Origin of the sequence: Ruthenibacterium lactatiformans (assembly GCF_000949455.1) — a bacterium.
In the GTDB taxonomy this organism is placed as follows: Bacteria; Bacillota; Clostridia; order Oscillospirales; family Ruminococcaceae; genus Ruthenibacterium; species Ruthenibacterium lactatiformans.
This window is the reverse complement of record NZ_JXXK01000054.1, coordinates 1-10602: the sequence shown is the minus strand read 5'-3', so window position 1 is coordinate 10602 and position 10602 is coordinate 1. Positions and strand designations below refer to the sequence as shown.

Sequence of the window (10602 nt, the reverse complement as noted above, 5' to 3'; positions counted from 1 at the left end):
ACTTTTTGAGTACGCTGTGCGCCAAAACCGTCAGCCCAAAACCGATGTTTTCTTGCGTCAACGCGCCTTTTGACGCTGCGCGTCAAACCGTCCGGCCCAAAACCGATGTTTTTTTATGCCAACGCGCCTTTGCGGCGGCGCTGAATAAACAGCGGGACGGCGGCTTCCAGCAGCGTCAGGCCCAGCGCAAGGGAAATATAGAGCCATACGCTGCTTTGGGGGGCCTGCATTCCGGCAATGCAGCGCGCGTCCATGATCCGGTCCTGCGTCTGAACGGAGACCTCATACAGGCCGGAACCGCTCTGAACCTGAGCGGTGTGATAAAGCCTGTCGCCGGGAACGGCGGCGTCGGTTTTTTCGTCGATGCGAAAGCGGGAGGTGTAAAGGCTCCAGCTGACGCCCACAAGGCGCGTTTCGCCGGCGCTGTTCCGGTAAAGCACCCAGTCCGCGTCCGATTGGCCGAACAGCCGCGCAGAACCGCCCGCCCTCGTGTGCACGTCCAGAAGCTCGCAGCCTTCAAAATAGGGCAGCCGGGCCAGCCGCTCGGCCGTCAGCGGGCCCGCCTGCGGGAATACCGCCAGGGAAACCGCCGCTGTGAGCAAAACGAAATTCAAGAGAAAAACGCCGGCCCACAGGAGCACCCGGCCCTTCGAGGGCGCGCGCTTTTTCTTCTGCGGGTCCCTTACGGTCGTCATCCTGAGCACCTCCTGATGTAAATGTGAACAGCGGTAAAGCTGCTTCTTAACTGTATCATACCAAAAAGCAAAGGGCTTGCACAGCACGCCGCCGGAAAACCGTCGCCTTGCCCAAGAAAAGCGGACGCAGCTTGGGCAAAGCGGCGGCCACGGGCGGTCAGCCGCCGCAAACGGGTTGCACTTTTGCCTCCTTCGCCGTATAATAAAAAGAATCTGAAATTTGTATAATTCTGGAAAAGAGGCGGCGGCTTTGACGGACTTTCTGGTAAAACGCTTTATCAAAAACAGCACGGACGTGAACGACCCTGCCGTGCGCACCGCTTACGGCAATTTGGCGGGCGCGGTGGGCATTTTCTGCAACGTGCTGCTGTGTGCGGCCAAGCTGGCGGTGGGCACGCTGTTCGGCAGCATCTCCATTACGGCCGACGCGGTGAACAACCTTTCCGACGCCTCGTCCAGCGTCATCACGCTGGTGGGCTTCCGGCTTTCGGCAAAGCCCGCGGACGACGAACACCCTTACGGCCATGCGCGCATCGAATATCTGGCGGGGCTGGCCGTCTCGGTGATGATCCTCGTCATCGGCGTGGAGCTGGCGCGTTCCAGCATCGGCAAGATCCTGTCCCCCACGGCCGTGGAGTTCAGCCTTGTCACCGTGGCGGTGCTGCTGCTCTCCATCGGCGTGAAGCTGTGGATGGCGGCCTTTAATAAAAAGGTGGGCAGGCGCATCGGCTCGGCCGCGCTGGAAGCCACGGCCATGGACAGCCGCAACGACGTGATCTCCACGGCGGCGGTGCTGGCGGCGAGCGTGGTCTCGGGCCTGACGGGGCTGGAGCTGGACGGCTGGATGGGCCTTGGCGTGGCGCTGTTCATTTTGTGGAGCGGCGTGGGCATCCTGAAGGAAACGGTCGATCCGCTGCTGGGAGAGGCGCCCAGCGAGGAGCTGACGGATTACATCGGCAAAAAGGTGATGAGCTACGACGGCGTGCTGGGCACCCACGACCTGATGGTGCACGATTACGGCCCCGGCCGCCGTTTTGCCAGCGTACATGTGGAGATGGCGGCGGAAAACGACGTGATGCAGAGCCACGACATCATCGACAACATCGAACGGGATTTCCAGGAGAACGACCACATCAGCCTCATCATCCATTACGACCCCATCCTGACGGGCGACGACGCGGTGGGCACGGCCCGGGAGTGGGTGAAGGAGCTGGTGCGGAGCATTTCGCCGGAGCTTTCCATCCACGATTTCCGCATGGTGCAGGGGCCGTCCCACACAAATTTGATTTTCGACACCGTGGTGCCGCACAATTTTCCGCTTTCGGACGCCGCGCTGCGCAAACGCATCCAGAGCCTTGTGGAGACGCACGACGCGGGCGAAACGAAATATTACGCCGTGGTCACCATCGACCACAGCTACGCGGCCATCCCCGGCGCGTGCAAAACAGACGGAAAGGAATGAGCCGCCCGCCTTTTGGGGCGGCCAAAGGATACGGAAAGGGAAGGGAAAGAACATGGAATTCAAAATCTCGGATAAGATGCGCAATATGAAGCCGTCGATCATCCGCGAGATACTCAAGCAGATGAGCGACCCGACGCTCATCAGCTTTGCGGGCGGGAACCCGGCGGCGGATTCATTCCCGGCGGAGGACATCGCGCGCTTTTCGGACGAACTGCTGCGGCAGGACCCTGTGGCCGCGCTGCAGTATTCGGTGTCGGAGGGCGTGCCCTCGGTGCGCGAAGCCGTGCGGGCCTTTGCCAACCGGCGCGAACGGGTGGCGAAGGAAAACGACGGCGTGCTCATTACATCCGGCAGCCAGCAGATCCTGGATTTCGCGGCCAAATGCCTTTGCAACGAGGGCGACGTGGTGGCTGTGGAAAACCCGGCGTTCCTGGGGGCGTTCAACGCGTTCCGCAGCAGCGGCGCGCGCCTGGCCGGCGTGCCGATGGAGGACGACGGCGTAAACCTGGCCGCGCTGGAGGCCGTGTTTGCCGCGCCGGAAAAGCCGCGCTTTTTCTACTGCATCCCCAATTTCCAGAACCCCACGGGCAAGACCATGAGCCTTGCCAAGCGCAGGGCCGTCTATGCGCTTGCGGTGCGGTACGGCGTGCCCGTGCTGGAGGACGACCCCTACGGGGAGCTGCGCATCGCGGGCGGGCCGGTGCCGTCCATCAAAAGCATGGACACCGAGGGCGCCGTTATCTACGCGGGCAGTTTTTCCAAAATTTTGTGCCCGGGCATGCGCCTTGCGTACTGCGTCTGCGACAAAAAGCTGATGGCCGCCTTTGTGGTGGCGAAGCAGTGCAGCGACGTGCACACCAACGTGTGGGCGCAGCGTGTATGCGAGGCCATGCTGACGCGCACGGATATGGACGCGCACATCCGGGAGATACGCAAAATTTACGCGGCCAAGGCGGCGCTGATGATGGAACAGCTGGATGAAAAGTGCCCGCAGGTCCGTTATACGCGGCCCGAGGGCGGCATGTTCATCTGGGGCACGCTGCCCGAAGGAGCGGACATGCCCGCGTTTGTGCGGGAATGCCTTGCGCGCAAGCTGGCGCTTGTGCCGGGCAACGCGTTCATGGTGGACGAAGAAGCGCCGTGCGGCAGCTTCCGCATGAATTTTTCCACCCCCACGCCGGAGAACATCGTGAAGGGTGTTTCCGTTATGGCCGGGGTGCTTGCCGCGCAGGGGCTCTGACATGCAGGCGGGATAAAAACAAACCAGAGCGGCGCTCCCTTTCAAAGAGGGAGCGCCGCTCTGGTTTTCTGCATCAGCCGGAGCGCACGGCTCACAGCGCCAGCTCCACGCCGCGGCCCGTGCGCTTGTACGGCGTGTAGCGGATGCCCACCATGTCGAACATCCGTTTGCTGGCGATCACGGAATCGGAATCCGCGTATTTGTCCTCGTAATAGATGACCTGTGAGATGCCGCTCTGGATCAGCGCCTTGGCGCATTCGTTGCAGGGGAACAGCGTGGTGTAGATGCGCGCGCCCTTCAGGCTGCCTGTGCCGGAGGCATGGTTCAGTATGGCGTTCAGCTCGGCGTGGCAGACATACATGTATTTGGTTTTCAGCGGTTCGCCCTCGCGCTCCCAGGGCATGTCGTCGTCGAAGCAGCCTGTGGGCATGCCGTTGTAGCCCATGGACAAAATCTTGTTTTCGCGGCTGACGATGCACGCGCCCACCTGTGAGGTGTTGTCCTTGCTGCGCTGCGCGGTGAGCAGCGCCACGCCCATAAAATATTCGTCCCAGGAAATATAATCCGTCCGTTTCAAAGCAGGGCCTCCTTGATCTGTGTATGATGTTTGCGCGGGAACACCGCGCGTCAATCCGTCATGGGGCTGACGCCGTCCAGATAGTCCACGGCGGCCAGCGCGGCCACAAGGCCGTCGCCCACGGCGTTGGCCACCTGCAGCGGCTTGCCCGTCATGTCGCCCGCGGCGAACAGGCCGGGAATGTTGGTGCGCATGGCGGCGTCTGTTTTTACAAAGCCGTTTTCCAGCGCAAGGCCGGGCACCAGCGCGTCCGGCGGCGTGGCCGCGCGCAGGATAAAAACGCCCTGTACGGGCAGCGCGGCGCCGCCCACGCGCACGGCCTCCACGGCGGCCCCGCCCTCCACGGCCTCCACGCGCCCGGCCCGGAAGGCCACGCCCGCTTCCAGCGTGTCGGGCCTGCGGCCCGCGATGTAGGTGACGGAGCAGCCGATGCCGTGCAGGAAATTGGCCTCCTGCGGCGCTTCGGGGGAAAGCCCCCACACCGCTACCGCGCGCCCGCGGTACAGCATGCCGTCGCAGGTGGCGCAGTAGGAAACGCCGCGGCCCAGCAGCTCGGCCTCGCCGGGCACGGGCTTTGCCTTGGAAACGCCGCAGGCCAGCACCACGGCGCCCGTTTCCAGGATATCGCCGTCCAGGTTGACCATGAAGCGTCCGCCGAACGGCATGACGTTGCCCGCGCGCCCCTTGCGCAGCACAGCGCCCGCGTCCCGGGCGTGCTGCGTAAAGCGCTCCATCATCTGTTTGCCGGACAGCCCCGGCATGCCCAGATAGTTGTCCACCTGCTCGGCCTTGGCCAGCAGCGTTTCGCCGCTGTGCACCACCAGCACGGTCTTGCCGCGCTGGCGCAGGTTCAGCGCCGCCGAAAGCCCCGCTGGGCCTGCGCCGATGACAATGCAGTCAAAATTCGTTTCCATTTGTACTCCTTATCCGGTGTGGTCACAGCGCCACAACGAGCGTGCCGACGGTGATGAGCACGCCGCCCAGCAGCGTTTTGAGCGTGAGCTTTTCCCCCAGGAAAAGCGCGGCCAGAAGAAATGTGAGGATGAGGCTGAATTTGTCGATGGTGACGACCTTTGCCACCTGCCCCACCTGCAGCGCCTTATAATAGCACAGCCAGCTTGCCCCTGTGGCAAGGCCGGAGAGCATGAGGAACACAAGGCTTCTGCCGCCGATGTCCTTCATGCCGGCCTGCGCCCCGGTGATGAACACCATCCCCCAGGCCATCACAAGCACGAAGATGGTGCGGATGGCCGTGGCCAGGTTGGAATTGATGCCCTGGACGCCGATCTTGCCGAGGATCGCCGTCAGGCTGGCGAACAATGCGGAAAGCCCCGCGTAAACGGCCCACATGAAAAAGCCCCCATTTCTTTGTGCGGGCGTGCCCGGCCGCACCGGGCGCCTTTGCGTTTATTATACAGCAGCACGGGGCAAAAACACAAGCGGCCACGGCCGTTTCGGGGCCTTCCGCGCGTGTTTTTTTGCCGCCGGGCAGGAAAGCGCCCGCGCCGGCGGGGCAGGGGGCTTCCGCAAATGCGGCCGCCGGGCGCGTGCGCCCAAGGGCGTGCCTTCACGCGCCGCCGGGCCCGCCGGGCCGGGGCCTATTCCACATATGCGGGGACGGCGTTTTCCGGCATGGGGCAGGTGTAGCCGTCCGGGCAGCTTTGCGCGTGCTGCTCTCTGGCCAGGGCCAGAAGCGCGGGGTCCGCTGCCGCGCGCGCGCCCGCCAGCGCCATGGCTGCCGCCGCCGCCAGCATGCCCTTGAAGCCCAGCGGGCTGCAGCTCTGCGCGGCCATCTGCCAGGTGTGGCCGCCCGTGCCCAGCGCCCCGGCGGCGTAGTAGCACTGGGCCGTGGGCGCGCAGTAGCTCACGTCGCCCACGTCGGTGCTGCCGGGCTCGGCGGTTTTGGGGTCGTAAAAGAACGGCGCGATGCCGTCGTCCAGGTCCTTGCCCGCATAATGGGACAGCGGCAGGTCCGTGGCCGAGAGCGTGGAGGCCAGGTTGTCCGCGCGCTCCCCGGCGGAGAGCGTGGCGGCGAACTGTGCGGCCAGCGCCCGGTCGGCTTCGTCCCAGGCGGGCGCGCCCACCTCCCGCATGCATTGCCACAGCAGCTCGGACAGCGCCCTGTTGGGCACATAGTCGGAGAAGCCGTCCACCTCGCGGATGGTGAGCGCCGTGCCCGTCATCAGCGCGGCCCCCCGGGCCACGTCGTCCACACGCCGCTTGATGTCCAGCATCTGGGCCACACGGGGCGCGCGGATGTAGTAATGCACGCAGGCGCTCTCCTGCACCACGTTGGGGGCGGTGCCGCCCACGTCGCGGTAAGCGTAATGCAGCCGCGCCTCGGGGATGATGTGTTCCCGCAGATAGTTGCAGCCCACGTTCATCAGCTCGGCCGCGTCCAGCGCGCTGCGCCCGGCAAAGGGCGCGCCCGCCGCGTGGGCCGTGCGTCCCTTAAAGCTGTACAGCACGCCCGTCACGGCAAGACAGCCCTGCCCGCTGACGTAGTTCGCGGGGCCGGGATGCCAGGCGAACACCGCATCCACCTTGTCGAAATATCCGGCGCGGGCGAAAAACACCTTTCCGCCGCCGTCCTCCTCAGCCGGGCAGCCGAAGTATTTGACGGTGGCGCGCAGGCCGGTTTCGAGGCAGTAGTCCTTCAGCGCCACGGCTGCGGCAAAGCTGCCCGCGCCCAGCAGGTTGTGCCCGCAGCCATGGCCTGCCGCGCCCTCGCAAAGCGGCGCTTTTTCGGCGCGGCCCGCCTGCTGGGAAAGCGCGGGCAGCGCGTCGTATTCGCCCAAAAAGGCGATGACCGGCCCTTCGCCGCCCCATGTGGCGACGAAAGCCGTCTCCATGCCGCAGGGGCGGCGCTCCAGCGCAAAGCCCTCGGCCTCCAGCGCGGCGCTGATGGCGGCGGCGCTCTGCGTTTCGCGCCAGTTCGGCTCCGCAAAGCCCCAGACGGCCCTGGCCAGCGCAATGGCGCTTTCCTTTTTTTGTTCCACCCATTCGGTGATGCGTTGTGCTTCATTCATGTTTTTCACGTCCTCTGTTCCGGGCGGCGCGCTGTGCGCCGCGGTATGCCTTGTGCCTGCAAAAACAGCCAAAAGCTATTTCTTAGAATACCACATTTTGCCGCGGAGGGGAACAGCCGCGCAAAGCGGCCGCCCGCGGTGCGCCGGGAAGGCCGCGCGGCCGGGCGGAAAAATATCCCGCGCCGGGGCGCTGTTCAAAGTTTAGAGATAAATGCGTGGTAGAATAATAAAGGAAGGAAGCATCACACGGCAGGCACGCCCCGCTGCGCGGGGCGTTGGGAAAGGCGGCGGGCCATGAAGGAGCTGTATCTCGTAACAGGCGCGACGGGCCATCTGGGCAATACCGTTGCGCACAGGCTGGCGCGCGCGGGCAGGCAGGTGCGCGCGCTCGTTCTGCCGGGGGAGGAGCACGCGCCCCAGCTCCCCAGGGGCGTGGAGGCCGTGGCGGGCGACGTGCGCAGCCCGGCCTCGCTGGAGGCGCTGTTCGCGGGTGCGGAGGGGCGGGACGTGACGGTCATCCACTGCGCGGGCATCGTGAGCATCGCCTCCCGGTTCGACCAGAACGTTTATGACGTAAATGTGACGGGCACAAAAAACGTGGTGGACGCCTGCGTGCGCCGCGGCGTGAAAAAGCTGGTGCATGTAAGCTCGGTGCACGCGCTGCCGGAAAAGCCCGGCGGCGCGCTGGTGTCGGAGACGGACGTGTTCAGCCCCGGCGCGGTGGTTGGGCTGTACGCCAAAACAAAGGCCGCGGCCACGGCCTATGCGCTGGCGGCCCGCGCGCGGGGGCTGGACGTCCGCGTCGTGCATCCCTCGGGCATCTGCGGCCCGTATGACTACGGCCATGGACACCTGACGCAGCTGGTGCAGGATTTCTGCACGGGCCGTCTGGCCGCGGGCGTGGACGGCGGTTATGACTTTGTGGATGTGCGCGACGTGGCGGCGGGGATACTGGCCTGCTGCGAGCGGGGGCGGCCGGGGGAGTGCTATATCCTTTCCGGCCGGTACTGCACGGTGCGGGACGTGCTGGCCATGCTGCACCGCATCACGGGCCGCAGGCGGGTGCGGGTGATGCTGCCGCTGTGGCTGGCCAGGGCTGCGGCGCCTCTTTCCGAGCAGTATTACAGGCTGCTGCGCCAGCCGCCGCTGTACACGGCGTATTCGCTGTACACGCTTTCGTCGGGCGCGCGCTTTTCCCATGCGAAGGCCGCGCGGGAGCTGGGCTATACCACGCGCCCCTTCGGCACGACGCTGGCCGACACCGTGGCGTGGCTGCGGCGGCAGGGGCGCATTTGAGGGGCGCGGCTGTAAAGTTTTTTTCCTGCCGTGAAAAGCCGGAAAAAGGGCGGCGGGCCACGCCGCAGGGGGGGATAAGCGGAGCAGGAGCGCCGTTTATCCCCCCTTGATTTATTTTTAAGAATTTCTTAAAATTGTGTAGTTGATTTGGTGTGTCAAATCGTCTTATAGATAGAGATGAAAGCCCTGCGGAAGAGCGGGCGCTCAATGGGGAGTTGTGTGGCATGCGTGTTTGTATCGTGATCCCGGCGTACGAGCCGGGCGGGGAGTTCGTTCCCTATGCGCAGGAGGTGCTGGCGGCGGGCCTTGGCCCGGTGCTTGTAGTGGACGACGGCAGCGGGCCGGCGTATGCGCCGGTATTCGCGGCGCTGGCGGAGATGGGCTGCACGGTGCTGACGCACGAACAGAACCGGGGGAAGGGCGCGGCCTTGAAAACGGCTCTGCGCTGGTACGGCGCGCATGAGGACGGCTGCGCGGGCATCGTGACGGCGGACTGTGACGGCCAGCATACGGTAAAGGATGTGCGCCGCGTGTGCGAGGCCATGGAGGCCTGCCCGGGCACGCTGGTGCTGGGCTGCCGTGATTTCGGCCCAGGCACGCCCGCGCGCAGCGCAACAGGCAACCGCGTTACCTCGGCGGCCATGCGCGTGCTGTACAACATTGATTTGAAAGATACGCAGACGGGCCTGCGCGGCATTCCGAACGGGATGCACGGGGACCTGCTGGAGGTGCGCGGCGAACGCTACGAATACGAGCTGAACATGCTCATCTACGCAAAGCAGCGCAGCATCCCGTATACCATCGTGCCCATCGAGACGGTGTATTTCAACAACAACGAGGGCAGCCATTACCGCACCGTGGCGGATTCCGCGCGCATCATCCACCAGCTGGGCAGCGGGCTGGTGCAGTACGCCATGTCCGCCGGGCTGAGCGTGGTGGTGGACGTGTTTGTATACTGCGTGCTGGTGAAATGGCTGCTGCTGGGCCTTCCGCTGGCGCCGCGCCTGTTTTTTGCGGCGGTCATCGCGCGCACGCTCTCCAGCGTGGTGAACTATACCTGCAACCGCCGTCTGCCCTATGTGCAGAACAAGAAGATCGGCCCGACGGTGGCAAAATACTACTGTCTGTGGCTGGCGCAGCTGATGCTGTCCTTTGTGGGCGTGTGGGCGGCGTGCACCGGGCTGCACATGGACGACATGCTGGCCAAGCTGCTGGTGGACGCGCTTCTGGCCGTGGCCAGCTACCAGGTGCAGCTTCGCTGGGTGTTCAGTGAAAAGACGCCGCGGCCGGTGCTTTACGGAAGCGGCGAAGCCATGGCCGCGAAGCGGACAACCGCACAGGATGGTTTCGCGCAGCGAAATGCCGCGCCTGATTTTGCGCGGCAAACCCAAAAGGCGGGGCCGGTAACCGGCCAGCGCGGTTTCGCCGCAGGCGAAATGGAGGCGGAAGCCGACAAGTGCCCGCAGCACGCGGCGGGCCGGGAGGACGGCGGCAGGGGGGCGGCGCTGTGAATAAAAAGAAGATATACGGGCCGCTGGCGCGCTTTTTACGCGCCGGCGTCCGTCCGTTTTTGCACAGATGGGATACCTCCGGCGCGCAGAAAGCGCAGCCGCCCGCCGTGTATGTGGTGCATCACCGCAATATGTCCGGCCCGGTGCATACGCTGGCTCTGCTGCCGGACGAGCCGCGCCCCTGGGTGCTGCATGTTTTTCTGGACAGGCACGAATGCTTTGCCCAGTATTACGGCTACACGTTCCGCAAACGGTTCGGCTGGCCCGCTCCGGCGGCCTGGGCGGCGGCGGGGGTGCTTTCGCTGGCCGTGCCCGCGGTGGTGCGCTCTTTCGGAGCCATCCCGGTCTACCGCAGCCTGAAAGAAACGCGGGACATGATGGAGCAAAGCGCGCAGGCGCTGCTGCACGGTGAGAGCATCATGCTGTGCCCCGACGTTGCCTACGACAGCGCCGCGCCGGCCACGGGCGAGATCTACAAGGGCTTTTTGCAGCTGGAAAAGCTGTACCATGCCGGGACGGGGGCGCATCTGCGCTTTGTTCCGGTGTACTGCGGGAAAACAAAGCGCATCGTCACGGGCAAACCGGTCTGCTTTTCAGACGGCGCGCCGTTCCGCACCCAGAGGGAGGAAGTGGCCGGACGCATTGTGGACGGCCTGAACGCGCTGGCCGCCGCCTGCGGCGAGCTGGAGCGGGAGGCAGCGGAAAAGAGCTAGGGCAACACCGCGCAATTCACAGCTGATGCCTTAAGCGCCGCCTCGCTTGCAGATTTTTCGGCAACTGTCACAAAAATGC

The 10602-nt window shown here is 64.8% G+C and carries 10 protein-coding genes; 5 read left to right on the top strand and 5 right to left on the bottom strand.

The features are described 5' to 3' along the window. Positions 1-113: 113 nt before the first annotated feature. Positions 114-695 (bottom strand): hypothetical protein, encoded by a 582-nt coding sequence (locus TQ39_RS18880; RefSeq protein ID WP_050006682.1) that lies wholly within the window; start codon positions 693-695, stop codon positions 114-116. 250 nt (positions 696-945) lie between these two features. On the opposite strand from TQ39_RS18880, the gene TQ39_RS18875 reads away from it, so the two are divergent. Continuing rightward, a complete protein-coding gene (locus TQ39_RS18875) occupies positions 946-2157 on the top strand; it encodes a cation diffusion facilitator family transporter (protein WP_050006683.1) in 1212 nt (403 codons plus the stop codon). A gap of 52 nt (positions 2158-2209) precedes the next feature. After that, positions 2210-3397: an aminotransferase-like domain-containing protein gene (locus TQ39_RS18870; protein ID WP_009322588.1), complete on the top strand. Its 1188-nt coding sequence runs from the start codon at positions 2210-2212 to the stop codon at positions 3395-3397. A 91-nt stretch (positions 3398-3488) separates the two neighbouring features. Here the strand turns inward: TQ39_RS18870 and TQ39_RS18865 are convergent, their stop codons facing one another. The 4 genes from TQ39_RS18865 to TQ39_RS18850 form a co-directional block, all read right to left on the bottom strand. Then, a complete protein-coding gene (locus tag TQ39_RS18865; protein ID WP_009322589.1) occupies positions 3489-3974 on the bottom strand; it encodes a deoxycytidylate deaminase in 486 nt (161 codons plus the stop codon). Between the two features lie 50 nt (positions 3975-4024). Continuing rightward, positions 4025-4888, bottom strand: a complete 864-nt coding sequence (locus tag TQ39_RS18860; protein WP_050006681.1) for an NAD(P)/FAD-dependent oxidoreductase — start codon at positions 4886-4888, stop codon at positions 4025-4027. A 22-nt stretch (positions 4889-4910) separates the two neighbouring features. Further along, entirely contained in the window at positions 4911-5324 is a 414-nt protein-coding gene (locus TQ39_RS18855) for an EamA family transporter (RefSeq protein ID WP_009322591.1), read from the bottom strand. A gap of 248 nt (positions 5325-5572) precedes the next feature. Beyond that, positions 5573-7003 (bottom strand): amidohydrolase, encoded by a 1431-nt coding sequence (locus TQ39_RS18850; RefSeq protein ID WP_050006680.1) that lies wholly within the window; start codon positions 7001-7003, stop codon positions 5573-5575. A gap of 294 nt (positions 7004-7297) precedes the next feature. On the opposite strand from TQ39_RS18850, the gene TQ39_RS18840 reads away from it, so the two are divergent. The 3 genes from TQ39_RS18840 (at position 7298) to TQ39_RS18830 (ending at position 10523) form a co-directional block, all read left to right on the top strand. Further along, on the top strand, positions 7298-8299 hold the full coding sequence (locus TQ39_RS18840) for an SDR family NAD(P)-dependent oxidoreductase (protein WP_050006679.1): 1002 nt from the start codon (positions 7298-7300) through the stop codon (positions 8297-8299). Between the two features lie 224 nt (positions 8300-8523). Beyond that, on the top strand, positions 8524-9810 hold the full coding sequence (locus tag TQ39_RS18835; protein WP_050006678.1) for a GtrA family protein: 1287 nt from the start codon (positions 8524-8526) through the stop codon (positions 9808-9810). Continuing rightward, positions 9807-10523 (top strand): glycerol acyltransferase, encoded by a 717-nt coding sequence (locus TQ39_RS18830; protein ID WP_156146425.1) that lies wholly within the window; start codon positions 9807-9809, stop codon positions 10521-10523. Before TQ39_RS18835 ends, TQ39_RS18830 begins: the two co-directional genes overlap by 4 nt. The last annotated feature ends 79 nt before the right edge of the window (positions 10524-10602 follow it).

What these genes read in the sequence shown, in the direction of transcription:
- TQ39_RS18880 (WP_050006682.1), bottom strand. Translation starts at nt 695, where the DNA reads ATGACGACCGTAAGGGACCCGCAGAAGAAAAAGCGCGCGCCCTCGAAG.
- TQ39_RS18870 (WP_009322588.1), top strand. Translation starts at nt 2,210, where the DNA reads ATGGAATTCAAAATCTCGGATAAGATGCGCAATATGAAGCCGTCGATC.
- TQ39_RS18860 (WP_050006681.1), bottom strand. Translation starts at nt 4,888, where the DNA reads ATGGAAACGAATTTTGACTGCATTGTCATCGGCGCAGGCCCAGCGGGG.
- TQ39_RS18855 (WP_009322591.1), bottom strand. Translation starts at nt 5,324, where the DNA reads ATGTGGGCCGTTTACGCGGGGCTTTCCGCATTGTTCGCCAGCCTGACG.
- TQ39_RS18850 (WP_050006680.1), bottom strand. Translation starts at nt 7,003, where the DNA reads ATGAATGAAGCACAACGCATCACCGAATGGGTGGAACAAAAAAAGGAA.
- TQ39_RS18840 (WP_050006679.1), top strand. Translation starts at nt 7,298, where the DNA reads ATGAAGGAGCTGTATCTCGTAACAGGCGCGACGGGCCATCTGGGCAAT.
- TQ39_RS18835 (WP_050006678.1), top strand. Translation starts at nt 8,524, where the DNA reads ATGCGTGTTTGTATCGTGATCCCGGCGTACGAGCCGGGCGGGGAGTTC.